General features: G+C 67.7%; 24 protein-coding genes. 17 read left to right on the top strand and 7 right to left on the bottom strand.

Annotated features, from left to right (window positions below; all coding sequences use genetic code 11):
- Positions 1–52: 52 nt before the first annotated feature.
- Positions 53–892, bottom strand: coding sequence for a phosphatase PAP2 family protein (locus J3A72_RS01575; RefSeq protein WP_049408886.1), 840 nt, complete (start codon positions 890–892; stop codon positions 53–55).
- A gap of 258 nt (positions 893–1,150) precedes the next feature.
- Between J3A72_RS01575 and J3A72_RS01570 the strand changes: the two genes are divergently transcribed.
- Together J3A72_RS01570 and J3A72_RS01565 are read left to right on the top strand one after the other, a co-directional pair.
- The gene (locus tag J3A72_RS01570; RefSeq protein WP_075075931.1) at positions 1,151–2,029 is read left to right on the top strand and encodes a hypothetical protein; all 879 of its coding nucleotides are present in this window, start codon (positions 1,151–1,153) and stop codon (positions 2,027–2,029) included.
- An 11-nt stretch (positions 2,030–2,040) separates the two neighbouring features.
- On the top strand, positions 2,041–3,243 hold the full coding sequence (locus tag J3A72_RS01565) for a DUF4785 domain-containing protein (RefSeq protein ID WP_075075961.1): 1,203 nt from the start codon (positions 2,041–2,043) through the stop codon (positions 3,241–3,243).
- A gap of 130 nt (positions 3,244–3,373) precedes the next feature.
- On the opposite strand, the gene J3A72_RS01560 is transcribed toward J3A72_RS01565, so the two are convergent.
- Positions 3,374–4,195: an ATP-binding cassette domain-containing protein gene (locus tag J3A72_RS01560; protein ID WP_032962356.1), complete on the bottom strand. Its 822-nt coding sequence runs from the start codon at positions 4,193–4,195 to the stop codon at positions 3,374–3,376.
- 151 nt (positions 4,196–4,346) lie between these two features.
- Here J3A72_RS01560 and J3A72_RS01555 point away from each other — a divergent pair, with 151 nt between their 5' ends.
- The 5 genes from J3A72_RS01555 (at position 4,347) to J3A72_RS01535 (ending at position 9,493) form a co-directional block, all read left to right on the top strand.
- On the top strand, positions 4,347–5,549 hold the full coding sequence (locus J3A72_RS01555; protein ID WP_075075930.1) for a fatty acid desaturase: 1,203 nt from the start codon (positions 4,347–4,349) through the stop codon (positions 5,547–5,549).
- Complete coding sequence (locus J3A72_RS01550) at positions 5,546–5,878, top strand: hypothetical protein (RefSeq protein WP_014645437.1); 333 nt, start codon at positions 5,546–5,548, stop codon at positions 5,876–5,878. Before J3A72_RS01555 ends, J3A72_RS01550 begins: the two co-directional genes overlap by 4 nt.
- Positions 5,879–6,076: 198 nt before the next feature.
- Positions 6,077–6,895: a hypothetical protein gene (locus J3A72_RS01545; protein WP_075075929.1), complete on the top strand. Its 819-nt coding sequence runs from the start codon at positions 6,077–6,079 to the stop codon at positions 6,893–6,895.
- Between the two features lie 76 nt (positions 6,896–6,971).
- Complete coding sequence (mutM, locus tag J3A72_RS01540) at positions 6,972–7,784, top strand: bifunctional DNA-formamidopyrimidine glycosylase/DNA-(apurinic or apyrimidinic site) lyase (protein WP_014645439.1); 813 nt, start codon at positions 6,972–6,974, stop codon at positions 7,782–7,784.
- 104 nt (positions 7,785–7,888) lie between these two features.
- On the top strand, positions 7,889–9,493 hold the full coding sequence (locus J3A72_RS01535; protein WP_075075928.1) for a glucan biosynthesis protein D: 1,605 nt from the start codon (positions 7,889–7,891) through the stop codon (positions 9,491–9,493).
- Between the two features lie 525 nt (positions 9,494–10,018).
- Here J3A72_RS01535 and J3A72_RS01530 read toward each other — a convergent pair.
- From J3A72_RS01530 to J3A72_RS01520, 3 genes are all read right to left on the bottom strand, one after another.
- Positions 10,019–10,639, bottom strand: a complete 621-nt coding sequence (locus tag J3A72_RS01530; protein WP_005421101.1) for a thymidine kinase — start codon at positions 10,637–10,639, stop codon at positions 10,019–10,021.
- 9 nt (positions 10,640–10,648) lie between these two features.
- Entirely contained in the window at positions 10,649–11,218 is a 570-nt protein-coding gene (locus tag J3A72_RS01525; protein WP_235650296.1) for a hypothetical protein, read from the bottom strand.
- Positions 11,219–11,416: 198 nt separating this feature from the next.
- Positions 11,417–12,088 carry an SEL1-like repeat protein gene (locus J3A72_RS01520; protein ID WP_046427660.1) on the bottom strand — a complete coding sequence of 224 codons (672 nt, stop codon included), beginning with the start codon at positions 12,086–12,088 and terminating at the stop codon, positions 11,417–11,419.
- A gap of 99 nt (positions 12,089–12,187) precedes the next feature.
- On the opposite strand from J3A72_RS01520, the gene J3A72_RS01515 reads away from it, so the two are divergent.
- From J3A72_RS01515 to J3A72_RS01500, 4 genes are all read left to right on the top strand, one after another.
- Positions 12,188–14,164, top strand: a complete 1,977-nt coding sequence (locus tag J3A72_RS01515) for a UvrD-helicase domain-containing protein (RefSeq protein ID WP_075075960.1) — start codon at positions 12,188–12,190, stop codon at positions 14,162–14,164.
- Positions 14,165–14,247: 83 nt separating this feature from the next.
- Complete coding sequence (locus J3A72_RS01510; RefSeq protein ID WP_075075926.1) at positions 14,248–15,012, top strand: DUF3592 domain-containing protein; 765 nt, start codon at positions 14,248–14,250, stop codon at positions 15,010–15,012.
- A gap of 21 nt (positions 15,013–15,033) precedes the next feature.
- Complete coding sequence (locus tag J3A72_RS01505; RefSeq protein WP_080469265.1) at positions 15,034–15,519, top strand: DUF3592 domain-containing protein; 486 nt, start codon at positions 15,034–15,036, stop codon at positions 15,517–15,519.
- 91 nt (positions 15,520–15,610) lie between these two features.
- On the top strand, positions 15,611–16,135 hold the full coding sequence (locus J3A72_RS01500) for a GNAT family N-acetyltransferase (protein WP_075075924.1): 525 nt from the start codon (positions 15,611–15,613) through the stop codon (positions 16,133–16,135).
- Positions 16,136–16,266: 131 nt separating this feature from the next.
- On the opposite strand, the gene J3A72_RS01495 is transcribed toward J3A72_RS01500, so the two are convergent.
- Positions 16,267–16,917, bottom strand: a complete 651-nt coding sequence (locus J3A72_RS01495) for a DUF480 domain-containing protein (protein WP_014645449.1) — start codon at positions 16,915–16,917, stop codon at positions 16,267–16,269.
- Positions 16,918–17,018: 101 nt separating this feature from the next.
- On the opposite strand from J3A72_RS01495, the gene J3A72_RS01490 reads away from it, so the two are divergent.
- The 5 genes from J3A72_RS01490 (at position 17,019) to plsB (ending at position 23,610) form a co-directional block, all read left to right on the top strand.
- Complete coding sequence (locus J3A72_RS01490; protein WP_032962372.1) at positions 17,019–17,942, top strand: 5'-nucleotidase, lipoprotein e(P4) family; 924 nt, start codon at positions 17,019–17,021, stop codon at positions 17,940–17,942.
- On the top strand, positions 17,939–18,664 hold the full coding sequence (gene pyrF / locus J3A72_RS01485) for an orotidine-5'-phosphate decarboxylase (RefSeq protein WP_014645451.1): 726 nt from the start codon (positions 17,939–17,941) through the stop codon (positions 18,662–18,664). Before J3A72_RS01490 ends, pyrF begins: the two co-directional genes overlap by 4 nt.
- Before the next feature lie 218 nt (positions 18,665–18,882).
- Entirely contained in the window at positions 18,883–19,704 is an 822-nt protein-coding gene (locus J3A72_RS01480) for a serine protease (RefSeq protein ID WP_075075923.1), read from the top strand.
- Between the two features lie 316 nt (positions 19,705–20,020).
- Positions 20,021–20,974, top strand: coding sequence for a hypothetical protein (locus J3A72_RS01475; protein ID WP_075075922.1), 954 nt, complete (start codon positions 20,021–20,023; stop codon positions 20,972–20,974).
- On the top strand, positions 20,974–23,610 hold the full coding sequence (gene plsB / locus J3A72_RS01470) for a glycerol-3-phosphate 1-O-acyltransferase PlsB (protein WP_032962379.1): 2,637 nt from the start codon (positions 20,974–20,976) through the stop codon (positions 23,608–23,610). The genes J3A72_RS01475 and plsB overlap by 1 nt, the downstream gene beginning before the upstream one ends.
- A gap of 100 nt (positions 23,611–23,710) precedes the next feature.
- Here plsB and J3A72_RS01465 read toward each other — a convergent pair whose 3' ends face one another.
- Positions 23,711–23,914 carry a YdcH family protein gene (locus tag J3A72_RS01465; RefSeq protein ID WP_032962381.1) on the bottom strand — a complete coding sequence of 68 codons (204 nt, stop codon included), beginning with the start codon at positions 23,912–23,914 and terminating at the stop codon, positions 23,711–23,713.
- A gap of 91 nt (positions 23,915–24,005) precedes the next feature.
- Here J3A72_RS01465 and ttcA point away from each other — a divergent pair, with 91 nt between their 5' ends.
- Entirely contained in the window at positions 24,006–24,926 is a 921-nt protein-coding gene (gene ttcA, locus J3A72_RS01460) for a tRNA 2-thiocytidine(32) synthetase TtcA (protein WP_032962383.1), read from the top strand.
- Positions 24,927–24,951: the final 25 nt, after the last annotated feature.

The following is a 24,951-nucleotide window of genomic DNA, read 5'->3' as shown; positions in this document are numbered from 1 at the left end:
CTGCGCTCGGCTGCTCTGAGCCGAGCATGGCTCGGCTCTACAGAGGCGTGACCTACAGCGCGCTCTGCGGGCGCACCTTCAGCACCGCATTCTCGGTGGCGCAGTCGCGGCTGGAGTGCCGACCGGCCTTGCGCGCCGCCTCGATCTCCTTGCGTGCGGCCAGCAGGTCCTTGTTGAAGGCAGCGTTGTCATGCAGGCGGGCCACGGCGGCCGCGCCCATGAAGCGGCCTTCGAGGATGTCGCTCTGCCAGTGCACGTTGCACACCAGGCGGCTCTCGCCGTAGTTGCGGCCGCGGGCCTGGATGGCATCGGCGCGGTCCGGCGCGATCTCCGACAGGATCAGGGCCCAGGCCCAGCCGATCGACGTGTGGCCGGACGGATAGGAACCGTTCTTGCGCAGGCCGTCCTCGTCCTTCGGCGAGCAGGTCGGCTCACCGTTGACCATGAACGGGCGCGGGCGCTGGTAGTGGTTCTTGGCCGCCTTGGTGGCGGCGCTGGCGTCGATCCGGCTGCGCTCCAGCAGTCGGTACAGCGCCGGGGTCTTCACTGCATCGACGTCGATGTCGGCGGCACAGGAGAAGTGGTTGGCGCCTTCGGGGAAGCCGAGTTCCGCATCGACGCCGGCCTGGGCGAAGCGCGGGCTGCCACGCAGCGCGCGGGCTTCACGGCTGACCTGTTCGTCCAGGGCGAGGGCGGCCGAACCGGCCGCCGGTGGTGCCGGCACCAGGTCCAGGCTGGCCGGAACCGCGCTCGTGTCCAGATAGCCCACCGCCTTGGTGGTGATGTTGGCTTCGACGGCGGTCGGCTTGCTGGCGGTGGCTGCGCAGCCAGCCAGGACCGCGACAACGGTGAGACCGAGCAGTGGGCGGGCGGTGTGGGAAATCAGCGACATGGACGGCTCCAGAGGAAAAACATCGCGTCATGATCGCAGCCCGTATGCGACACCGCAGTGGCCATCGGTCATACGGCCAGACCCGGCATGGTCATCGGGGCAGTATGAAAAACGTCATCGAGTGTCGTCAGTCTCCTGAATCCGGGCGCAGCGCACGGACTTTCACGCGCCTGCGCCGCGAGCATCGACACAACGGGGTCGAGAGGCCGTCCAGTTCCAGCCGGGTCGGGGGGATCCGCTGACAGAGGGAGAGAAGCGATGCGCAGCACCGCAACAGGAAGTACCGTCCTGGCCCTGCTCCTCGGGCTGGCAATCGCGCCGACGCAGGCCGCCGACGTGGTTGGCGTGGCCTTCGTGCATGGCACCGGCGCGCAGACCAATGCCACCCAGGACTACTGGCAGCCGGCGATCATCGACACCGTGCGCCAGGGCCTGCCGAACAGCAGCAACTACGTCGTCATCAACTGTGACTTCACCCAGTACATGTGGAAGCCGGAAGCCGCCGGCTGCCTGGCCAACCAGTTGACCAGCTTCATCGACAGCCGTGGCATCACCCAGCTGGTGGTGATCACCCACTCCAACGGCGGCAATGTGATGCGCTGGATCCTGTCCAACCCGACCTACGACAGCCGCTATCCGAAGATCATCCGCACGGTGCGCAAGGTCAATGCGCTGGCTCCGTCCTCGGCCGGTACACCGCTGGCCGATGCAGTGCTCAACGGCAATACCTTCGAAACGTCGCTGGGCTGGCTGCTGGGCTACAAGAACGACGCGGTACGCCAGCAGCAGGTGGCGAGCATGGCCACCTACAACGCGCAGAACCTGTACGGCACGGCCGGTCGCCCGGCGCTGCCCAAACCGTTCCGTGCGGTGGTCGGCAGCGATGTGGAATCGGCGGTGTGGGACAGCAACAGTTACTGCGGTGGCTACGCCGCCAATGTCGGCCTGGAGTTCACCCAGAACTGGCTGTCGTCCTGCTCCGATGGCTTCCTGGAGTGCAGCAGCCAGAAGGCTGCCGGCACCACCTGGTTCACCGACAAGGCACGCACCCAGGGCGCCGAACCACTCAGCCACAACCAGAGCCGGCGCGAGTGCTTCGGCCTCGGCACCCTGCTGCGCAACGACCTGAACCAGTGAGGGAGATGACCATGACGAACCATTCCACCCTGCTGGCCAGTGCTTTGCTGGCCGTGCTGTCCCTTTCCGCAGCGCAGGCCAAGCAGCCGCTGCAGGCCGCCCGCGCGGGCGATCAGGTGCCTGCCGCACTGGTGGCCGCGCCGCTGCCCGCCGATGAAAGCGAGCACGCGCCGCTGTCCTTTGCCTGGGCGCTGGACCCGGCACAACCGCTGCAGGCGGCCATGCCGTATGCCTCGGTCAGCCGCAGCTACTGGCAGCAGGTCGATGGCACGCAGCTGCAACGCGGCCTGGACCTGCCGCTGACGGCGCCCGATGCGGTGATCCAGCTGAGCCCGGCCGCAGGTGCCCGCGCGCTGCCGGCCAACACCCTGCAGGTGCGCGACCCGGCCGGCCGCAGCAGCGTGGCCCGCAGTGTCGATGCGCGCGCGCTGCAGGATGCCGGCATGCCGGTGAGTGATGGCAGCAGCATGCTGCGCACCGGCGCGACCAGTTCGGCCGGTGCGTACACGCTGCAGAGCACGCAGGCGCAGGGCCGCTATGTGGTGCAGGTGCTTGAGCCGAACAGCCCGCTGCGGCTGGAAGTGCAGGCCAACCAGGCGCAGGTGCTGGCTGGTGGCAACGTGCAGCTGCAGGCACGCCTGCTGGAAGACGGCGCCACCACCGCGCAGCTGGCATCGCGCCGTGGCGGCCTGGGCGGTGAAGCCCTGCTGGTCGCACCGGATGGCCGCAGCTGGCCGCAGCGCCTGCTGCGCACCACCGACGGCAGCCTGCGCGCGCAGGTGCGCATCCCCGCCGATCTCGGCAGCGTGCAGGGGCTGTGGGAACTGCAGGTGTTCGCCCAGGCCGATGGCGTGCTGCGCGACGGCAAGGTGGCTTTCGCGGTGGCACGGCCGACCGCGCGCTTCAGTGGCCAGGCGGCACCGGACCCGTCCAGCCGCCAGGTGGCACTGCCGCTGCAGGTGGCCGCCGCTGGCCGCTACGAAGCACGCGGCACGCTGTACGCCACGGCCCGCGATGGCCAGTTGAAGCCGGTCGCGCAGGCACATGCGGCGGCGTGGTTCGATGGCCCCGGTGCAGGCCAGCTGGTGCTGCCGTTCGACCAGGCCGCATTGCCGGCCGGTTTCGGTGCGCCGTACGAACTGCGCGACCTGCAGCTGCAGGACCAGAGCCGGATGGCACCGATCGAGTCGCGCGCGCTGGCGTTGCGGTTCTGAGCACGGCGGTGGCGGGCCGGGATATCCGGCCCGCTGCATTGCATCCTGTAGAGCCGAGCCGATGCCCGGCTGCTGTTTGTCGTGATCAGGAGCAGCCGAGCATCGGCTCGGCTCTACAGTGGCATGTCGATCACCCCGCGTACGCGGTCAGCCGGCCTTCCTGCTCGCATACGGTGATCGCGCCGCCGAACACCGCCGACAGCGGTTCGTTGCGCAGCAGCTCGGCGCGGGTGCCGTCGGCCAGTACGCGACCATCGCGCAGCAGCACCACGCGCTCGATCTCGGGAATGATCTCTTCGATGTGGTGGGTCACCAGCACCAGGGTGATGCCCTGCTGCGCCAGCACCCGCATGGTCGCCACCAGCTGCTCGCGGGCGACCAGGTCCAGCCCGGTGGAGGGTTCGTCCAGCAGCAGTGCCTGCGGTCGATTGACCAGCGCGCGGGCGATCAGCACGCGGCGGGTCTCGCCGGCCGACAGCTCGGCATAGGCGCGCTCGCGCAGCGTCAGGGCGCCGGTCATCGCCAGCGTTTCACCGACGCGTGCACGCATGTCGGCGGTCACCTCGCGGAAGGCCGGCACCACGTAGCTGGCGAAGAAGCCGGACAGCACCGCCTGTTCCACGGTCAGGCCGGGCATGTCGGCCAGGTTGCTGCTGAGGTCGCCGGTGACGATGCCCAGCTGCGAGCGCAGCCGGTCCACCTGCCAGCGGTTCTGGCCCAGCACCTTCACCGCCACCGTGCCGTCGCCCTGCGCCAGTGGATACAGTTCGCGGGTGATCAGCTTGATGAAGGTGGATTTGCCGCAGCCGTTGGGGCCGAGCAGGGCGGTGTGCTGGCCCTGCGCGATGCGCAGGCTGAGCCCGTGCAGCACCTTCACCTGGCCGCGCACCACGGTGGCGCGGTCCAGTTCGATCAAGGGGGGCAGCTCCGCGACGGGCGGGGCGGCGGTCATGGCGCTGGCGCGTGGATCAAGGCTCGACAACTCAGGTCCCCAACTGTGAACGGTGCCACGGATGGCGATGCGATACATCGCCGCAGGGATGCAGTTTGCAACGCAAGCGGCCATCATGTCTGCCATCCCCGCGTCGATCCGGAGAGCCGTCATGCCTGATGCCCTGATGTCCCTGTTGACCGGTGGTGTGCTCGGCCTGGGGTGGTGGGCCATGCTGGCAGTGCTGCTGGTCTTCACCCAGATCACCATCTTCTCGGTGACCCTGTACCTGCACCGCAGCCAGGCCCATCGCGGGGTCGATTTCCACCCGGCGCTGGCCCACGTGTTCCGTTTCTGGCTGTGGCTGACCACCTCGATGATCACCCGCGAGTGGGTGACCATCCATCGCAAGCACCACGCCAAGGTGGAGACCGAGGACGACCCGCACAGCCCGGTCACCCGCGGCATCGGCAGGGTGTTCTGGCACGGCGTGGAGCTGTACCGGGAGGCACGCGGCATGCGCGCGGACATCGAACAGTACGGGCGCGGTACCCCGGACGATGCGATCGAGCGCCACCTGTATACCCCGCACGCCACGCTGGGCCCGGTGCTGCTGCTGGTGATCAACAGCGTGCTGTTCGGCCTGCCCGGCGTGGCCCTGTGGGCGATCCAGATGGCATGGATCCCGTTCTGGGCGGCCGGCGTGGTCAACGGCCTGGGCCACTGGTGGGGCTACCGCAACTACGAGTCTGCCGATACCTCCACCAATCTCACGCCGTGGGGGTTCTGGATCGGTGGCGAGGAGCTGCACAACAACCACCATGCCTTCCCCAGCTCGGCGCGCTTCGCGATGCGGCGCTGGGAATTCGACATCGGCTGGAGTGCGATCCGCCTGCTGCAGGCGCTGCGCCTGGCCAAGGTGCTGCGGGTGGCACCGGCCATGGACGTGCGTCCGAACATCGCCGTGCCCGATGCCGAGACCCTTAAGGCGCTGCTGTCGCATCGCTTCCAGGCGATGACCGACTACCAGCGCAATGTGTTCATGCCGGCCCTGCGCGAGGAAGCCGCCCAGGCCGGAGCCAAGCTGCGCCGCCTGCTGCCGCGCCGGCTGCGCCGTGGACTGGTCAACGATGGTCGCTGGCTGAAGCCGGACAGCCGTGCCCAGCTCAGCGCATGGGTGGCACAGCGCCCGCGCATCCGCACCCTGGTCGAGTACCGCGCGCGGCTGGCGGCGTTGCTGGAAGCCCGAGGCCACGACGCCGCCGAGCGCCTGCACCAGTTGCAGGCGTGGTGCCGCGAGGCCGAGGAAAGCGGTATCGCGGCGTTGCAGGCCTACGCCGCACGCTTGAAGGGCTACAGCCCGGTGGGCGCATGAGGGCAGGGTACGGGCTTCTGCTGGCGGCACTGCTGCCGGGCGCGGCGCTGGCCCAGGTCACCGACACCGCCAGCTATCTGCAGCGGATGGACAGCGATGGCGACGGCAGGGTCAGCGAGGCCGAGTACGTGCAGTGGATGCTGTATGCCTTCGACCGCATGGACCGCAACGGTGATGGTGTGCTGACGGCCGAGGAGCTGCCCGGTGGCAAGGGCAGGGCGATCAGCCGCGAGCAGCAGCGGCAGGTGATCGTGCAGCGCTTCCACAAGCAGGATGCCAACGGTGATGGTTTCCTGGATGCGCGCGAACTGGCGGCGCCTCCGCGCTAAAGATTCCCGGCGTGCTGCCGATGGTGGGTTCGACGCGATCCCGGGTACCGGTCGATCCGCACGGGTAAGGCGATCTGGCATGTCGACCGCGATGGATCGCGGTAGGGGGAAGGACATGGAAGGGAGTGCGGTGCCATTGCGATGATCGATGCCGAACGGAATCGTCTGCACTGGCCCGACACGACCCAAGGATCCCCCATGAAATCGAACCCACCCCTGCTGGCGGCCGCGCTGCTCGGCAGCCTCGTCATCGCCTCGCCTGTGCTGGCCAATGAGCCACCCCCGACCGCCCCGTCCGACACGGCGACGGCTGCAGACGTTCCCGCCGCTGATGCCGGCGTTGTCGCCGCCGTGGCGGAGCTGCCTGCCTGGGAAAGCCGGGTGCCGGTGAGCGTAAAGCTGCAGATGGGCGCGGATGGCCAGCCAGTCGGCGACAAGACGCTGCGCCTGGTGCAGCGTTCCACCACCGGCAAGCTGGTGGCCGCGCAGGTTGCCGTGTCATTGTTTTCCGGCACGCTCGGCGGCAGCTCGTTCAAGAAGGACCAGCTGAAGGGAACCCGGGTGGAGACCGTTCCGAACCCGGCCTTCGGTTACCTGCAGGACCAGGTGCGCAGGCGCCTGGCCGAGTACTTCACCGCGCATCCGGGCGCTGTGCCGGCAGAGGTACGGCCTGTGCAGATCACCGCCGATGGCTTCACCCTGATCTACAAGGAACTGGGCGATGCCGATACCCAGTACGAGCTGCGCCAGACCCAGCACGTCGGCTTCCCGTATACCCGCAAGCTGTTGCGCCTGGTCGGTGGCGAAGGCGTGCAGTGCCAGGTCGACGCACCGGTGGCCGCACCCCTGGAAGCCTGGCAGGCCGACGACTATGCGTTGGTCAAGCAGACGGCCGAGCGCTACAGCGACCAGTGCCTGGCCCGGTTCGTGGAAACGCTGCCGTCGCTGTTCCCGGACCGTTCCGCCGCGGCGGCACCGGTTCCGGCGGAGCCTGCGCGCGCCGGGCAGGACGCCTGACACCGGTCGATGCCGGGGATCATTCCCCGGCATCGACGGCCAGGTGCCGGCCGCAGAGCGGGGATAGAATCCCTGCATGCCTGAACTGCCCGAAGTCGAAACCACCCGCCGCGGCCTGGCGCCGCACCTGCAGGGCCGCCGCGTGCATGGCGTGATCCTGCGCCGCGCCGACCTGCGCTGGCCGATTCCACCGGAAGTGGCCGAGCTGCTGCCGGGGCAGCGCATCGAGGACATCCGCCGGCGCGCCAAGTACCTGCTGCTGGATACCGCCATCGGCAGCGCGGTGCTGCACCTGGGCATGTCCGGCAGCCTGCGCGTGCTGCCCGGTGACACACCGCTGCGCGCCCACGACCATGTGGATATCAGTCTGGACAACGGCCGCCTGCTGCGCTTCAACGACCCGCGCCGATTCGGCAGCCTGCTCTGGCAGCCCGCCGGTGAGATCCACCCGCTGCTGCAGGGGCTGGGCCCGGAGCCACTGGACGAGGGATTCGACGGCGACTACCTGTTTGCGCGCAGCCGTGGCCGCAGTGCGCCGGTGAAGACCTTCCTGATGGACCAGGCGGTGGTGGTGGGCGTGGGCAACATCTACGCCGCCGAGAGCCTGTTCAAGGCCGGCATCAGTCCGCTGCGCGAGGCTGGGAAGATCTCGCGCGAACGCTACCAGCGGCTGGCCGACGCGGTGAAGGAGATCCTGGGCTATGCCATCACCCGTGGCGGCACCACCCTGCGCGATTTCATCAGCCCCGATGGCGCGCCGGGCTACTTCGAACAGGAACTGCTGGTGTACGGCCGTGACGGGCTGCCCTGCCCGAACTGTGGCCGCGCGCTGAAGCACGCCACCATCGGCCAGCGCGCCAGCGTCTGGTGCAGCCACTGCCAGCGCTGAGCCGCTGCCAGCGGCAGCTGAACGGGCAGGGCGCGTCTCCGCTGCCCGTTAACGTTTGTCTGCCTATGATGGCCGACCTTCCTCCCTGTGCCTGACGCGCCTGCATGCAACGACGCGACTTCATCCGCAATGCCTCCCTCGCCCTGGCTGCATTCGGCCTGCCGTCCCTGCCCGCGTGCGCGGCCAGCAGGAGCGGCCAGATGGGCCTGCGCCGCCTCGGCCAGCCGCAACCGTTCGACTTCGCTACCCTGAAGGGCCAGGCGCGCGCGCTGGCGCAGGCGCCCTACAAGAGCCACAAGCGGGTGCTGCCGGGCCGTCTGGAAGGACTGGACTGGGACCAGTACCAGTCGATCGGCTACCGCCAGGACCATGCGCTGTGGGCCGACCAGACCGGCAAGTTCCAGGCCAAGTTCTTCCACCTGGGCCTGTACTTCCATTCGCCGGTGCGCATGTTCGACGTGGTCGACGGCAAGGCGCAGGAGCTGGCCTATGACGGCGCGGCGTTCAACTACGGCAAGAGCGGCATCAAGGATGGCGAGCTGCCGGCCGACCTCGGCTTCGCCGGCTTCCGCCTGAACACCCGCAAGGACACTGACCGCGACTTCGCCGCCTTCCTCGGCGCCAGCTACTTCCGCGCGGTCGGCAAGGAAGGCCAGTACGGCCAGTCCGCGCGCGGCCTGGCGATCGACACCGGGATGGGCAAGCCGGAGGAATTCCCGGATTTCATCGCCTACTACCTGGAACAGCCATCGGCTGATTCGGACACGATCGTGGTCTACGGCCTGCTGGATTCACCCAGCGTGGCTGGCGCCTATCGCTTCGCGATCACCAATGGCGACGTGCTGCTGATGGACATCGACAGCGCGCTGTACCCGCGCAAGCCGATCGAGCGGCTCGGCATCGCACCGTGCACCAGCATGTACCAGGTGGGCGAGAACGACCGCCGCATGGCATGGGACTGGCGCCCGGAGATCCACGATACCGATGGCCTGTCGCTGTGGACCGGCGCTGGCGAATGGATCTGGCGGCCGCTGCTGAACCCGCGCAACCTGCGCTTCAACATGTTCGTGGACCGCAACCCGCGCGGCTTCGGCCTGCTGCAGCGCGACCGCAATTTCGACCATTACCAGGACGACGGCGTGTTCTACGAGAAGCGCCCGTGCCTGTGGGTGGAGCCGAAGGGCGAATGGGGCGAGGGCTCGGTGCAGCTGGTGGAGATTCCCACCGTGGACGAGACGTTCGACAACATCGTGGCGTTCTGGAACCCGAAGGAAAAGCCGCAGCCGGGCCAGGAGCTGCTGGTCGGCTACCGCCTGTACTGGGGCGCCGAACCGCCGGCGCGCCCGCCGCTGGCGCACTGCGTGGCCAGCCGCACCGGCCTGGGCGGTGTGGTCGGCAAGAAGCGCGAGTACTTCAGCTGGCGCTTCGCGGTGGACTTCGAAGGGGGCGAGCTGGCCAGCCTGATCGACAAGGGTGAGGTCGAGGCGGTGGTGGAAGCCAGCCGTGGCCGGGTCGAGATCGTGTCGGCGCGCCCGCTGCGCGAGATCAACGGCTATCGCGCGATGTTCGACCTGGTGCCGCCGGAAGGCAGTACCGAGCAGATCGACATCCGCCTGTTCCTGCGCAGTGGCGGCAAGACGCTTACGGAAACCTGGCTGTACCAGTACACCCCGCCGCCGGCGGGTGCGCCGGAGCGCACGCTGTACTAAGAGAGGGTTGGGTTTGCAGGGCTTGCAGCCCTGCACCTGCAGAGGCCAGAGCAACAGCAACAGCCGAAGCAGAAGCTGGTTTCCTGAGGGTAGGCGGGGTGGGTCCGGCGGCGGGAGACGCCGTAAACCCTTCCCTGGGGGCTTGGTCGCGGCATCCATGCCGCGAACACTCCCGCCACCGGACCCACCCCGCCTTCGACAGACCTCCGCGATCTGTCGGAATTGCTCATGGGGTCAGATCCGTTTTACGAAGGAAAACGGATCTGACCCCGGAATTTCATTCGATATCTGACAGATGTGTCGACCAAGGTCGACACCTACCAACAGCCGCGGCCAACTGTCAGAGGTGGGGCGGTGTCGGAGTGCGGGGTGTCAGCCGCATGGATGCAGCTGCCAAGCTTACAGGGACGTACTTGCAGCGTCCCCGCACTCCGACACCGCCCCGCCATCCCACGGAATGCCCGCTGTTGCCGTTGCTGTTGTCTCTGCAGGTGCAGGACTGCAAGCCCTGCAAAAGAACACCCCTTACAGCGGCAGGGGTGCCTGCGCCGGATCGATCCGTCCTTCGCCGCGGGTGATCTTCTTGAACTCCGCACGGCTGACCGACACGTAGCGCTCGTTGCCACCGATCTCCACCTGCGGCCCGTCCTGCACGGCGTGGCCATGCTCGTCCACGCGCACGGTCATGGTCGCCTTCTTGCCGCTGTGGCAGATGGTCTTGATCTCCTGCATCTCGTCGGCCCAGGCCAGCAGGTACTGGCTGCCCTCGAACAGCTCGCCGCGGAAGTCGGTACGCAGGCCGTAGCACAGCACCGGAATTCGCAGCTGGTCGACTACCTCGCTGAGCTGCCAGACCTGGGCCCGGGTCAGGAACTGCGCCTCGTCCACCAGCACGCAGCCCATCGGGCCGTTGGCCGCCAGATCCTGCTCCACCCAGCGCTGCAGGTCGGTATCGCGGTCGAAGGCCATGCCATCGGCGCGCAGGCCGATCCGCGAGGCGACCACGCCGGCGCCGGCGCGGTCGTCCAGGCGCGGGGTCAGGATCGCCACCCGCATGCCGCGCTCGCGGTAGTTGTGTGCGCTCTGCAGCAGAGTGGTGGTCTTGCCGGCGTTCATCGCCGAATAGTAGAAGTAGAGCTTGGCCATCGGCCAATTCTAGTCGCCACCCGGCCCGCCGTCGCGGATCTGCTGCGGTGCACCGATCTCGATGCTGGGCGCAAGCGCTGGCCGCCAGTAGTTGTCCTGCAGGCACCAGTAGTCGGCGGCCTTCCAGTAGTCGTTGTCGTAGACGATGTTGCCTGGTGTTGCGATGCCCTGCTCGTCGCCGCGGCGCTGCACGACGACCAGGGCCGAGCTCACGTAGCCGACGCGGCTGCCGGTGATCTGCCGGCGCCCGTCGCTGAGCGCCCGTTCCATGCGGGGCTTGGCTACGCGGTCGCCATAGTCGGCGTATACCTGTTGGCCGCGCTCGATCGCCTGTGCCTGCTGCAGCGGATCAAGGCGTGCCCAGTAGTGTTCCCGCAGGACCAAGAAGTCGTGGTACATGCGCTCAGCGGCCAGGTCCATCCAGATGTAGGCCATCACCGGGTCCGGCGCAGTGCCGATACCCGCCTGGTACAGCCTTGCCACCATTGCCTGGGAGAACTTGTCGGCGTAGCGTGCCGAGCGTTTGTAGTAGACCAGGGCCCTGGCGGGCTGTTTATCCTGTTCGGCCCGTTGGGCCATGCTTCGCCAGAAGAGGTCCGGGTGCGAATCGAAAAACCCTCCGGTCAGGACGGTGGGCGGAATCCGTCGCGGGGCCTCAACCGGACATTCCTTTGCGGCGACGGCAGCGGCCGTCGACAGAAGCAGCAACAGGCAGAGTGGAGCGTGTTTCGCCTTCATGATCGCCCTCCTGGCCATGGCCATGGAAAAAAACCAACGTCATCGCCCCGACTTCGCCAACGCCTCGTCCTGCCATTGCCGGTAGGCCACCGGATCCCAGTAACGGGCCAGCTGGTGCTTCTCCGGTTGCAGCACGCGCGGCCCGGCATCGCCACGGCCCTGGCTGCGCATGGCGCCGTTCCAGCCGGCGCGGCTGCCGGTCTGCTGCATGCTGCCGGCGCGCAGTTCACGTTCCAGCCGCGGCGTCGCCGCCGGGTCGCCGAACTCGGCATACAGCGCGCGGCCCTCGCGCACCGCGCGCTCGCGCTCGTCGGCGGACAGCGCCTCCCAGAAGCGCTCGCGCTGTACCACCAGCCACTCGGTGCCGCGCTCGGCCGCCAGGTCCATCCATGCATAGCCCAGGGCGCGGTCGACCGGACCGCCTTGCCCGTTCCAGAGCATGTCGGCCAGCGCTGCCTGTGACAGCTTGTCGCCGTAGCGCGCGGCATTGCGGAAGTCGATGCGGGCTTCTTCGTGGCGGCCCCGTTCGCGGGCCTGCATGCCGAGCCCACGGAAGCGCAGGTCCGGATGGTAGACGAGGAACTCGTGCGACTGCAGCACGATCGCTTCATAGGCATCCGTGCGCGGCGGCGGGCCGGACCCGGCCGCAGGCAGGGCCAGCAGGCCGAGCAGGGCGGCCGCAAGCGGACGGGCGATGACAGTCGGGGACATGGACCACGCTCCTGTGTTCCGGTGCCGATTCAATACCTTACGGGCGGGCGCCATGCAAGTCAGGTGGGCCTGCCGGCACCCCGCTACAATCCTGTCCCCATGCACGGTCTGAATCCTCCCCAAGCTGCCGCGGTCCTGCACGTTGAAGGCCCGTTGCTGGTGCTCGCCGGCGCCGGCAGCGGCAAGACGCGCGTGATCGTGGAGAAGATTGCCCACCTGATCGGCTGTGGCCGCTACCCGGCCCGCCGCATCGCTGCGATCACCTTCACCAACAAGTCGGCCAAGGAAATGCGCGAGCGCGTGGCCAAGCGCCTGCGCGAGCAGGACGCCGACGAGGTGACCATCTGTACCTTCCATGCGCTGGGCCTGAAGTTCCTGCAGATCGAACATGCCGCCGTGGGCCTGAAGCGCGGTTTCTCGATCTTCGATGCCGATGATGCCGCCGCGCAGATCAAGGACCTGATGTACGGCGCCAAGCCCGATGACATCGAGGACATGAAGAACCTGGTGTCGCGCGCGAAGAACGCTGGCCTGTCGCCCGAACAGGCGATGGCCGCCGCGCGCAGCAACCGCGAGAAGGAAGCGGCCAGCGTCTACGAGCGCTACCAGCTGCGGCTGACCGCGTTCAATGCGGTCGACTTCGACGACCTGATCCGCCTGCCGGTGCAGATCCTGGAAGAGAACCCGGAGATCGCGCTGGCCTGGCGCGAGCGCATCGGCTACCTGCTGGTGGACGAATGCCAGGACACCAACGACGCGCAGTACCGCCTGCTCAAGCAGCTGGCCGGTGAGAAGGGCAACTTCACCTGCGTCGGCGACGATGACCAGTCGATCTACGCCTGGCGCGGCGCCAACCCGGAAAACCTGCAGCAGATGGGGCGCGATTACCCCACGCTGGAAATCATCAAGCTGGAGCAGAACTACCGCTGCTCCAACCGCGTGCTGCGCGCCGCCAACGCGCTGATCGCCAACAATCCGCATGAGCACCTGAAGAAGCTGTGGAGCGACCAGGCCGACGGCGAACGCATCCGCGTGTGGGAATGCCGCAACAGCGAACATGAAGCGGAAAAGGTCGCGGCCGAGATCGCCTTCGTGGCGCAGTCGCGCAACGTGCCGTGGAGTGACTTCTGCATCCTGTTCCGCGGCAACTTCCAGTCGCGCCCGCTGGAAAAGGCGATGCAGCTGCTGCGCATTCCCTATCACCTGACCGGCGGCACCATGTTCCTGGAGCGCCAGGAAGTGAAGGACACGCTGGCCTGGCTGCGCCTGCTGGTGAACCCGGATGACGACACCGCGTTCATGCGTGCGGTGCAGTCACCCAAGCGCGATGTCGGTGCCGGCACGCTGGCCAGGCTGGCCGAACTGGCGCAGGAGAAAGACATGCCGATGGCGCAGGCCGCCGAGGCGATCGGCGCCCTGCAGCAGTTGCCGCCGCGTGCGGCCAACAGCCTGGCGCGTTTCACCGACATCCTGCGCGACCTGCGTGCGCAGATGCGCCAGGTCAGTTCCGGCGACATGATCCGCAAGGTGGCCAAGGAGTCCGGCCTGCTCAGCGAACTTCGCCAGCAGGCCAAGGAAGAAGCCAGTTACCAGCGCCGTGCCAACAACATCGAGGAACTGGCGCAGTGGTTCGAGGGCGGCCCGCGCGGTGCCACTGCGGCCGACCTGGCCGGACAGCTGGCGCTGCTGTCGCGCAGCGACAAGGACGAGGGCGGCAACCAGGTGCGCATGATGACCATGCATGCCTCCAAGGGCCTGGAGTTCCCGTACGTGTTCATCGTCGGCTGCGAGGACGGCGTGCTGCCGCACCAGGTCAGCCTGGACGAGGGCAACCTGCAGGAAGAACGTCGCCTGCTGTACGTGGGCATCACCCGCGCCAAGATCCAGCTGTGGATGAGTTACAGCAAGCTCACGCGCAAGTTTGGCGAGCACGTGCGGCTGAAGCCGAGCCGGTTCTTCGATGAGATCCCGGCCGAGGAGATCCAGCGCGATGGTGCGGACCCGGTGGCCGATGCGGCGCGGAAGAAGGAGCGCGCGACGGCGGGGTTGGCCGCGATCGAGGCGCTGTTCGATTGAGGATCGAAAAGCCACTAAAGTGGTATTCCAATCCGTCCGATTGACGCTTCTGGCCTTGAGCCTGCATCGGGTTAAGGCCTAGTGTGAGCGCACCCGAAGTGCGCGCCGTGCCTTTCATCGTGTCCAACGATATCCCTGCTGTTCTCACCCGCACCTTCCTCGGGCTGGGCCTGGTCCTGCTTGTTTCAGCGCTTCTGGCCTACGTTGGGGCCAGGCGCTTCCTCGATGCGGCGGTCATTGCCGATGGCAGGATCACCCATGTGGATGCCGTCAGCGTTGATCGCGGTGGTTCGCGTACTTCAGGGGTGAAGTTCCTGTACTGGGTGGACTTCACTACCAGCAGCGGGCAAGTGATGCGGTTCTTCGCAGGTCGTACCCGCCATCGTGCCTACATGACGGGCGATCATGTAGATGTGCTGTACCTGCCGGACCGCCCGGACAAGGCCCTGGTGCGTTCGCTCTCATCACCCTGGGGCCTGAGCGTCATACTGGGAGTGACCGGCGGCCCATTCTTGCTGGCGGTGGGACTTCTGCACCTGCCGCAGGCGGCGAGGGCATGGCGGCGCAGGCAGCTCCTTCGCCACGGGACACGGGTGCAAGCCAAGGTCCGGGCGATCAAGCGCGATCGCGGAGTATTCTCGGGGGGAAGGCATCCGTTCGTCATCGTCTGCGCCTGGCGCGATCCTGAAACCACTCGATGGCATGTCTTCCACAGTGCGTATCTCTGGGCCGATCCCCGTGCACAGGTGAGTGGGCGTGAACTGGATGTCCATGTCATGCCGGGCAATCCGCGCTACTACCATGTCGATATTTCCTTCATTCGATCAGCGCCGGCACCGGCACGCTGATCGATCAACCCGGCCAGCACCATGCCCACCCTCCTCAGATGTTTTTTGCTGTTTTTCTTTGCCGTGGGCCTGCTGATCCTTCTGGTCGCCGCCTGGCTGTTCGTGGACGTCCAGCGTTTCGCGCGCAAGGCCGTTTCCGTAACCGGAACGGTGGTGGCCGTCCAGGCAGAGGATGCCCGGTCGGAAATGGAGGGGATGCCCGCACGTGACATCACCCTGCATCGCCCGGTGGTGAGGTTCCAGACCGCACAGGGGCAGATGATTCAGTTCACCGCGTCCTTTGCTACCGGGGCACCACTGTACGTGGTCGGCGAACAGGTACAGGTGCTATATCCCGGCGGCATGCCTTCCAAGGCTCGTATCCAGCACCCGGGATTGCGCTGGGGCGCACCGCTGCTGTTGGCGCTGATGGGCATGGGGTTCTGCCTGATCGCCGCATGCGTCCATCGCCTCTGCGTGCGCTACTGGCCGATCCTGTTCGGCCAGCGTGACGGGGCATGTGGCTAGGCTGGGCATCGTAGTGGCCCACTTGGCCTGAGCGTGCTGCACGGCGGGCGCTGGCGTTGCAAAATCGAGGTATTCCTTCCGGAGCCCACCCATGCATCCCATCGAAAGCGAACGCCTGCGGCTGCGCCGCCTGGAACCAGACCGGGATGCTGCGCCGATGCTGGCATTGCTCAATGATCCAGGCTTCGTGCGCTTCATCGGCGACCGCAACGTGCACAGCGAGGAACAGGCGCGGGAGTACATCGCGCTGCGCGTGCTGCACAGCTATGCCTTGAACGGGTTCGGCATGTACGCCATCGAGCGGCTGTCCGATGGCGCCTGGCTGGGCAATGCCGGCCTGGTGCGGCGTGATGGCCTGCCGGGACCGGATATTGGCTATGCGGTGCTGTCGGAATTCGCGGGGCAGGGCTATGCCAGCGAGGCAGCGCGGGCGGTGTTCGCGCATGCACGCGGAGCGCTGGGCCTGCACGATCTGTATGGCATCACCGACCTGGACAACGTGGTGTCCGGAAAGATCCTGCTGGGCCTGGGCATGCAGGAACGCGGGGTGATCCAGCTGCCGGGCGTGGACAGCCCGAGCCGGCTGTATGCCACGCCGGGCGCGGCCGAGGTTTGATCATGATGGGTGCCGACAGTTGGTCTGCACTGCATCGGCAGGACATCCGGTAGTGCCGGCCGCTGGCCGGCAACCCGGGATAGCACTGGGGTCAGAGCCCGCCTTGCGGGATCCGACCCCAGTAGATTGCCTCAACCGCGCAGTTCGGCCAGCTGTGCCTGCAGCTCGGCCACGGCCGCTTCCAGCTGGGCCACGCGCTCGGCCAGGCCCGGGTCGGCCGCATCGCTGCTGCCGCTGCTGCTGGCGTACTTCGCCGCCAGCGCCGCGCCATCCACCTCGCCGCACAGCAGGTGCATGTAGCGGTCTTCGCGCTGGCCACTGGCACGCGGCAGCACCACCAGCAGGGCACGCTGCTGCAGGCGCTCGATGGCATGGCGGGCTTCGTCGGTGTCGGCGAAGCGGTGCAGGCGCTCGCTGCGCGTGACCAGCTCGCCCAGCGTCTGTGGACCGCGCAGCAGCAGCAGCGCCAGCAGCACGGTCTGCTGCCGGGTCAGGTCCAGCGCGGCCTGCAGGCGGTGTTCGTAGCGATCGGCGCGCGAGGAGAAGTGCTGGCGGGCCAGGCCCAACGCCTCCAGCTGGCGCAGCGCGTGCTGCACGCTGCCAGCGTCCACGTTCATCACCGGCTCGCGCGCGGTCTTCTGGTTGGCCGCCGATTGGGCCGCGTTGACCGTCAGCGGGTAGGTGTCCGGGGTGGTCGCCTCCTTCTCCACCAGGCAGCCCAGCAGGCGGGCCTGCACGGCGTCGAGCAGGGGGACGTCAGGGGTCTGGGCGGAATCGGTCATGGCGGCCTCCGGAAGGGCAACGGGTCAACCGCCAAGCATAGCCGTCCCGGGGCCGGCTTTGCCGGTAAAATGCGCCGGTATATCTGATTGCCGGTGAATCCATGCGTCGTCCCGTTTCCCTGTCCCTGACCCTGCTCGCCACTGCGGCGCTGGGCCTGTCCGCCTGCAAGCGCGTGGAGGCGCCCGCCGCCGAAGCCGCGGCCCCGCAGGCGCCCGCTGCCGCCGCCAAGGCCGACGGCGCGCTCGATGCCACCGCCAACGACAACCTCAACGCAGTGCTGTGGATGCAGCGCGCGCAGGAGTACAGGGCGATCACCGAGCAGACCTACCGCGCCGCCGCCGACCACCTGGATGCGGCGTTGAAGGAAGCCCACTGGGATGCGCTGGTGCCGGAAGAGCGCGGCAACGACGCCAAGGGCCTGAAGCCGGCCGTGGTGCTGGACGTGGACGAGACCGTGCTGGACAACTCGCCCTACCAGGCGCGCCTGGTGCGCGACGGCAAGGAATACGACGAACTGACCTGGGACCAGTGGGTAGCCGAAAAGAAGGCCAAGGCGATCCCGGGCGTGGTCGACTTCGCCAAGGCCGCCAATGCCAAGGGCGTGACCCTGCTCTACATCTCCAACCGCGCCGTGCACCTGAAGGACGCGACCCTGGCCAACCTGCGCGAGCAGGGCCTGCCGGTGGCCGACGACAGCGTGTTCCTTGGCCTGGGCACGGTGGTGCCGGGCTGCGAGCAGGCCGGCAGCGAGAAGAACTGCCGCCGCCGCCTGGCAGGGCAGAAGTACCGCGTGCTGATGCAGTTCGGCGACCAGCTGGGTGACTTCGTCGAAGTGACCGCCAACACCAACGACGGCCGTGACGCGCTGCTGCAGCAGTACCACGACTGGTTCGGCGAGCGCTGGTGGATGCTGCCGAACCCGACCTACGGCGGCTTCGAGCCGGCGCAGTTCAACAACGACTACAGCCAGTCGCGCCAGGCCCGCCACGACGCCAAGCGCGCCGCCCTGGACTACGCCCCGTGAGCCGCGCACCGCTGCCGTTGCGCGCCGATGAGCGCCTGATCTTCGCGCTGGACGTGCCTGATCGCGTGCAGGCACTGGACTGGGTCGATCGCCTTGGTGACAGCGTGGCGTTCTACAAGATCGGCATGGAACTGCTCGCCTCCGGCGAGTACTTCCAGGTGCTGGATGAGCTGGCCCGCCGCGACAAGCGCGTGTTCGTCGACCTGAAGTTCTTCGACATCCCGGCGACCGCTGCAGCGGTGATCAAGCGCCTGTCGCAGTGGCCGGTCAGCTACGCCACCATCCATGGCTGGCACCCGGCGATGATGGAGGCCTGCGCGGCCGCCAACAGCAGCGACATGCGGCTGCTGGCGGTGACCGTGCTGACCTCGATGGGGCGCGCCGATCTGGCGCAGATGGGCGTCGACCGCGAGCCGGTGGACGTGGTGGTCGAACGCGCGTTGGCCGCCCAGGCAGCGGGCGTCGATGGCGTGATCGCCTCGGGCCAGGAGGCTGCACCGATCCGTGCCGCGACCGGTAGCGGGTTCTCGATCGTCTGTCCGGGCATCCGTCCCGGTGGTCCGGTCGGCGATGACCAGAAGCGCACCGTTGGCGTGGCCCAGGCCTTCGCCGATGGCGCCGACGCCATCGTGGTCGGACGCCCGATCCGCCTGGCGGCTGATCCGCAGGCCGCTGCGCAGGCAATCCAGCAGGAAATCGCGTCGGCTCTGGCTGCACGCTGAGCCCACCGCTGACGCCGGTCACGCCGGCACCACGAACGCCATTCCGATCCATGCGGGATGGCGTTCGCAATTGTTGGCCTGCGACTGTCGCAGGCAGCGCATTGCACCGAAACTGTGCGCGCGTTCGCGCTGCAGGCTTCATCCCTGCTTCCCAATCGATGCACCGGCACGGACCGCGGCCGCGCCGGTTCCAACCATTGATAGAGGAGTACAGGGATATGTATCGCAGCACCTCTTTGTTCATCGGCCTGTTGTTGGCCGCGTCCGCCGTACCCGCCTTCGCTGCGCCACAGGTGCGCGAAGCACCGCGCATCATCGGCGGTGAAGCAGCGCCGGCTGGCGAGTACCCGTTCATGGTCAGCATCCAGGGCATCTTCGACGGCGATTCGGATCATGACCGCCACTTCTGCGGGGGCACCCTCATCTCGCCTTCGTGGGTGCTGACCGCCGCGCACTGCATGCAGGGGGAAGCGCCGGGCGGCATCGCCGTCGTCGGCAACGCCGCGGCCCTGTCCACCGAAGCCTCGCCCCGCGCCTCCAACGTCAAGGCGATCCACGTCCATCCGGCATTCAACAGCGGCAACTCGCTGGAGCACGACGTGGCCCTGATCCAGCTCAACGCCCCCCTGGACGGTGCACAGCCGGTGGCGCTGCGGCTGCGGCCCGACGCCAGTTATCTCAAGCCGGGCCGCGAATTCACCGTGATCGGCTGGGGCGACACCGACATCGGCGATGGCCGGGTCTACCCGATCCAGCTGCAGACCGTGCAGGTGCCGTTCGTGGCATTCGATGAATGCCAGCAGGCCTACGGCGGGGAACTGTCGCGCGGCAAGGTGATCTGCGCCGGCCGCGAGGGCATCGACAGCTGCCAGGGGGACTCCGGCGGGCCGCTGCTGCTGCGCCTGCGTGAAGGCTGGACCCAGTTCGGCATCGTCAGCTGGGGCGAGGGCTGCGCGCTGGCCGGCTATCCGGGAATTTATGCCCGAATCGCCGAAAAACACGCCGTAGATTTCATTGAATCCGTCTGGCAGCACGATTGATTCAATAAAATCAAATACATACATGGCATTACGTGAAGTGTTGCCTTAACTTGAAGGGCAGCGTAGGATCGCCGCCATCCGGTCCTCGGACCGGACATGTGCCACAACACTGTCCTCCGGCCCCGTGCCGGTTTGAAGAGCCTGTGATCCCCGTGATCCGGGCTCTTTTTTTATCCCGCTGGTGGTTCTGGGGTCAGATCCCTTCTGCCTGCCGGCAGAAGGGATCTGACCCCCTTGGTTGGAAACGTGACCGCACGGCTTGCCGCTGTCACGTCGCAGGCCGCAAGATGCGGGCCGGTCCGGGGAGTCCGAGTGCATGAGCGTGGCGGTGCGAGGAAGGTCTGCGCGTGGATGGGGGCTGGCGGCGATGCTGCTGCTGGCCGTTGCGGCATGCCGCGAGTCTGTGAACGATCCGGCCAGGCCGGCGGCCGAGCCGGTGGCTGCGGTGCAGGCGATGGCGTTGCGCCTGGCCGAGGATGATCTGGTCGGCTACGCAAAGCTGTCGGTACCGCCAGGCCAGTATCAGCGGCTGCAGCAGGCCTGGGCGGAGGGACACAGCCAGTGGCCGCTGACCGAGCTGCCGCTGGGGGACCAGCTGCTGCCGATGCTGGCCGCGCTGCGCAAGCCCGATGCCAGCACCGAACTGCAGCGCAGCTTCGACCGCCAGCTGGCCGGCCAGGCCAGCGCCGTGCGCCAGGCCGCGCAGTCGATGGGCAATTTCGGGGTGCAGTACCTGCGCCATCAGAAGGGCTACACGCCCGGCCAGCAGGCCCATTACATCGCCCTGGTCGAAACCCTTGCTGTCTGGGCGCAGGGCGCGCCGATCAGTGACCGCGCCCGTGCACGCAGCACCATCGCCGCGCTGGTCGGCGCGGCCGGCAAGGTCGGCTTCGATGACGAGGCTGGCCTGCAGGCGGCTGGCATGGAGGGCAGCCTGCAGCAGCTGGCGCCGTTCATCCACACCCTCAAGGCGGTGCTTGGCAGCTACGGGCTGGGCGTGGATGACGCGCTTCGCAGCGTACGGGGCGAGCTGCTCTCGGTGGAAGGCGACAATGCGCTGGTACGCCTGCACTACGACCTGGCCGGCCGCGAGATGAGCCTGCAGCTGCCACTGAGCCGGCGCGAGGGCCACTGGTACCTGACCCGTACCCTGGCCGACACCGACGCGCTGCTGCGCAAGGCCGACGCGGCCCGCGCGGCTGCGTCGCCGGCAGCCGCTGACGCCCCCGCCGAAGGTGGGGAAGCGGCAACGCCGCCGCCTAAGCCATAATGGCGCCGATGTCGAAACAGAACCCGCTGCCGTTCCCCGGCGAAGAATCCCAGTCGACGCCCGCCGATACGGTGCCGGCGTCCCCCTCGACCGGTACCGGCCCGAACCCGGTACCGCCGCCCGCGCACGCGCGTCCGGCCGGCCGCCGCCCGCTGTGGGCTCGCCTGCTCGGCCGCCTGGTCGAGCCGTGGCTGTCGCTGAAGATCGAACCGGAAGACCCGGGCCAGTACAACGATGGCCGCCCGGTCATGTACGTGCTGGAAGACTACGGCCTGTCCAACGCGCTGATCCTGGACAAGGCCTGCCGCCAGGCCGGCCTGCCGTCGCCGCTGGTGCCGCTGGCCGGTGACCCGACCGGCCGCAAGCGCGCCTACCTGGCGCTGTCGCGGCGCAGCTCCAGCAACTCGCTGATTCCCGAGCAGCGCGGCGCCAAGACCCACTCCGACTCGCTGGCCAAGGTCCTGCAGGCGCACCGCGTGCGCGATGACCTGGACGTGCACCTGGTGCCGGTGTCGATCTTCGTCGGCCGCGCCCCGGACAAGCAGAGCGGTTGGTTCGCGGTGCTGTTCTCGGAAAACTGGGCACTGGTCGGCCGCTTCCGTCGCCTGCTGGCGGTGCTGCTCAACGGCCGCAGCACCATCGTCCGCTTCGCCCCGCCGATCTCCCTGCGCAACACCGTGGATGAAGGCCTGGAGCCGGAGCGCACGGTGCGCAAGCTGCAGCGCGTGCTGCGTACGCACTTCCGACGCATCCGTGAATCGGTGATCGGGCCCGACCTGTCGACCCGGCGCCTGCTGGTGGACCAGGTGCTAGCCGCCGAGCCGGTACGCGAAGCGATCGCCGCACAGGCCAAGCGCGACAACTCAAAGCCGGCCGATGCCTGGAAGAAGGCACACGCCTACGCCTGGGAAATCGCTGCGGACTATTCCAGCCCGGTAGTGCGCTCGGCCAGCTTCATGCTCAGCCACGTGTGGAACCGCATCTATGCGGGCGTGCTGGTGCACCACCTGGACAAGTTCAAGGCCGCCGCGCCGGGGCACGAAGTGGTCTACGTGCCCAGCCACCGCAGCCACATGGACTACCTGCTGCTGTCCTACCTGCTGTACGACCGTGGCATCGTGCCGCCGCACATCGTGGCCGGCATCAACCTGAACCTGCCGGTGGTCGGCACCCTGCTGCGCAAGGGCGGTGCATTCTTCATCCGCCGCTCGATCCGTGGCAACGCGCTGTACTCGGCGGTGCTCAGCGAATACGTCGCGCAACTGGTGGCCGGCGGCTACTCGCTGGAGTACTTCGTCGAAGGCGGCCGCTCGCGTACCGGCCGGCTGCTGCAGCCCAAGGGCGGCATGATCTCGATGACGCTGCGCGCGTTCCTGCGCCAGCCGCGCAAGCCGGTGCTGTTCCAGCCCATCTACATCGGCTACGAGAAGCTGATGGAAGGCGGCAGCTACCTGGACGAACTGTCCGGCCGGCCGAAGGAAAAGGAATCGATCTGGTCGCTGCTATGGGGCATCCCCAAGGTGCTCAAGCAGAACTATGGCCAGGTGGTGGTGAACTTCGGCGAGCCGATCGCGCTGAACGACGTGCTGGCCGAGAAGGCGCCGGAGTGGAAGGGCGAGGCGGTGTCCGAGGACGAAAAGCCGGCCTGGCTGTCGACCACGGTGGACACGCTGGCCGAACGCATCCAGGTGCGCATCAATGGCGCCGCCGACGTCAACCCGATCAACCTGCTGGCGCTGGCCCTGCTGTCCACGCCGAAGCACGCGATGGGCGAGGCCGACCTGATCGCGCAGATCGAACTGTGCAAGACCCTGCTGGTGGAGATGCCGTACTCGGACCGGGTGACGGTGACGCCGCACTCGCCGGAGCGGATCATCGCCCACGCCGAGGAAATCAACGTCCTCACCCGCATCAAGCACCCGCTGGGCGATGTGCTCAGCGTCAGCGGCGACACCGCAGTGCTGCTGAGCTACTTCCGCAACAACGTGGTGCACCTGTTCACCGCCTCGTCGTGGGTGGCCTGCTGCTTCCAGAACAACCGCCGCATGAGCCGCACCGGCCTGGTCCAGCTGGGCCGTACGGTGTACCCGTTCCTCCAGGCCGAGCTGTTCCTGCCGTGGAGCGAGGACGAGTTCGCCCAGCGCATCGACCGGACCATCGATGTGTTCGTGCGCGAGGGCCTGCTGCAGAACGTCAACGATGACGACGGCGGCATCCTGGCGCGCAACACCGGGCAGACCGACGAGGTGTTCCGCCTGCGCGCGATCGGCCATTCGCTGCAGCAGGCGTTCGAGCGCTATTACATTGCCATCTCGGTGCTGGTGAAGAACGGCCCCGGCGTGCTCGGCGCTGCCGAGCTGGAAAGCCTGTGCCAGCAGGCCGCGCAGCGGCTGAGCCTGCTCTATGCGCCGGCCGCGCCGGAGTTCTTCGACAAGTCCCTGTTCCGTGGCTTCATCCAGAAGCTGCGCGAACTGCGCCTGGTGTGGCCGGACGAGAACAGCAAGCTGCTGTTCGACGAGCGCCTGGATGCCTGGGCCAAGGATGCCAAGTTCATCCTGGGCCGTGAGCTGCGCCACACCATCGAACGGGTCAGCCCGGAAGCGGCCCGCCCGGACGAGCCTGCGCCGCAGGATTGAAGGCAGCGCCGGGTCCTGCCCGGCGAACGACATGCCAACCAAGGTTGGCATCTACCGGGGCGAAGCAGTAGGTCCACGCCATGCGTGGATGGGCCACCGCTCAGGCCGGCTCGTCGGGAATCTGCAGGCTTTCCAGCCTGGCGATGCAGTCCTTCAGCTGCAGCTTGCGCCGCTTCAGGCGCTTGGACTCCAGCTCGTCCTCGCCGTTGGCGGCCATGCGGGTGATCTGTTCATCCAGCAGGCGGTGCTCGGCGCGCAGGGCGACGAGGCGCTCGACGATCTCGGCGGGGCTGTAGGTGTCCACAGCCTCCGAGCATACACAGCGATGATGACCGCCGGGAGAGGGGAATCCCGATCCCCGGCCGGGGCGGCTCCGAGCCGTTAGAATGGAACCCATGAGTGCCGTGATTTCCCTTCCCGATCCCCCACCGCGCGCCGCCCGCGATCCGCGCGTGGCCGAGCGCGAGCAGCACAAGCTGGCCAAGCGCCTGCGCCGCCAGGTCGGCGAGGCGATTGCCGACTTCGGCATGATCGAGGCCGGCGACAAGGTCATGGTGTGCCTGTCCGGCGGCAAGGACAGCTACACCCTGCTGGACGTGCTGCTGCAGCTGCAGAAGAAGGCGCCGGTGCCGTTCGAGCTGGTGGCGGTGAACCTGGACCAGAAGCAGCCGGACTTCCCCGAGCACGTGCTGCCGGAATACCTGGCAGGCCTGGGCGTGCCGTACCACATCATCGAGCAGGACACCTATTCGGTGGTCAGCCGGGTCATCCCGGAAGGCAAGACCATGTGTTCGCTGTGCTCGCGCCTGCGTCGTGGCGCGCTGTACAACTACGCCGAGACCCATGGCTTCACCAAGATCGCGCTGGGCCACCACCGCGACGACATGGTGGCCACGTTCTTCATGAACCTGTTCCACCACGCCAAGCTGTCGGGCATGCCGCCGAAGCTGCGCAGCGACGACGGCAGGCACGTGGTGATCCGGCCGCTGGCCTACGTGCGCGAGAGTGACATCGTCGAGTACGCGCAGGCACGCCGGTTCCCGATCATTCCCTGCAACCTGTGCGGCAGCCAGGAGAACCTGCAGCGCCGCCAGGTCGGCCTGATGCTGAAGCAATGGGAAAAGGACCACCCGGGCCGCATCGAGCAGATCGCGCGCGCCATGGGTGAAGTCCGGCCCTCGCAGCTGGCCGACACCACCCTGTTCGACTTCATGGCGCTGGGCCGTCGAGACGACGCGCCGCTGCCCGACGCCCATGCCTGGCTGGCCGGCTCCCCGGCCGACGCCGACGCAGATCCCGAGACGCCCACCGTTTAAGGTCGGGCGCCCTTCCTCTTCGCCA

Origin of the sequence: Stenotrophomonas sp. PvP093 (genome assembly GCF_017876915.1) — a bacterium.
Lineage (GTDB): Bacteria > Pseudomonadota > Gammaproteobacteria > Xanthomonadales > Xanthomonadaceae > Stenotrophomonas > Stenotrophomonas muris.
Note: the sequence above shows the minus strand (reverse complement) of the source record. Positions and strands in the feature narration are given on the sequence as shown.

Bases quoted from the DNA above. Each gene is read 5' to 3' on its own strand.
- J3A72_RS01575 (WP_049408886.1), bottom strand. From the start codon at position 892: ATGTCGCTGATTTCCCACACCGCCCGCCCACTGCTCGGTCTCACCGTT.
- J3A72_RS01570 (WP_075075931.1), top strand. From the start codon at position 1,151: ATGCGCAGCACCGCAACAGGAAGTACCGTCCTGGCCCTGCTCCTCGGG.
- J3A72_RS01565 (WP_075075961.1), top strand. From the start codon at position 2,041: ATGACGAACCATTCCACCCTGCTGGCCAGTGCTTTGCTGGCCGTGCTG.
- J3A72_RS01560 (WP_032962356.1), bottom strand. From the start codon at position 4,195: ATGACCGCCGCCCCGCCCGTCGCGGAGCTGCCCCCCTTGATCGAACTG.
- J3A72_RS01555 (WP_075075930.1), top strand. From the start codon at position 4,347: ATGCCTGATGCCCTGATGTCCCTGTTGACCGGTGGTGTGCTCGGCCTG.
- J3A72_RS01550 (WP_014645437.1), top strand. From the start codon at position 5,546: ATGAGGGCAGGGTACGGGCTTCTGCTGGCGGCACTGCTGCCGGGCGCG.
- J3A72_RS01545 (WP_075075929.1), top strand. From the start codon at position 6,077: ATGAAATCGAACCCACCCCTGCTGGCGGCCGCGCTGCTCGGCAGCCTC.
- mutM (WP_014645439.1), top strand. From the start codon at position 6,972: ATGCCTGAACTGCCCGAAGTCGAAACCACCCGCCGCGGCCTGGCGCCG.
- J3A72_RS01535 (WP_075075928.1), top strand. From the start codon at position 7,889: ATGCAACGACGCGACTTCATCCGCAATGCCTCCCTCGCCCTGGCTGCA.
- J3A72_RS01530 (WP_005421101.1), bottom strand. From the start codon at position 10,639: ATGGCCAAGCTCTACTTCTACTATTCGGCGATGAACGCCGGCAAGACC.
- J3A72_RS01525 (WP_235650296.1), bottom strand. From the start codon at position 11,218: ATGGCCCAACGGGCCGAACAGGATAAACAGCCCGCCAGGGCCCTGGTC.
- J3A72_RS01520 (WP_046427660.1), bottom strand. From the start codon at position 12,088: ATGTCCCCGACTGTCATCGCCCGTCCGCTTGCGGCCGCCCTGCTCGGC.
- J3A72_RS01515 (WP_075075960.1), top strand. From the start codon at position 12,188: ATGCACGGTCTGAATCCTCCCCAAGCTGCCGCGGTCCTGCACGTTGAA.
- J3A72_RS01505 (WP_080469265.1), top strand. From the start codon at position 15,034: ATGCCCACCCTCCTCAGATGTTTTTTGCTGTTTTTCTTTGCCGTGGGC.
- J3A72_RS01500 (WP_075075924.1), top strand. From the start codon at position 15,611: ATGCATCCCATCGAAAGCGAACGCCTGCGGCTGCGCCGCCTGGAACCA.
- J3A72_RS01495 (WP_014645449.1), bottom strand. From the start codon at position 16,917: ATGACCGATTCCGCCCAGACCCCTGACGTCCCCCTGCTCGACGCCGTG.
- J3A72_RS01490 (WP_032962372.1), top strand. From the start codon at position 17,019: ATGCGTCGTCCCGTTTCCCTGTCCCTGACCCTGCTCGCCACTGCGGCG.
- J3A72_RS01480 (WP_075075923.1), top strand. From the start codon at position 18,883: ATGTATCGCAGCACCTCTTTGTTCATCGGCCTGTTGTTGGCCGCGTCC.
- J3A72_RS01475 (WP_075075922.1), top strand. From the start codon at position 20,021: ATGAGCGTGGCGGTGCGAGGAAGGTCTGCGCGTGGATGGGGGCTGGCG.
- plsB (WP_032962379.1), top strand. From the start codon at position 20,974: ATGGCGCCGATGTCGAAACAGAACCCGCTGCCGTTCCCCGGCGAAGAA.
- ttcA (WP_032962383.1), top strand. From the start codon at position 24,006: ATGAGTGCCGTGATTTCCCTTCCCGATCCCCCACCGCGCGCCGCCCGC.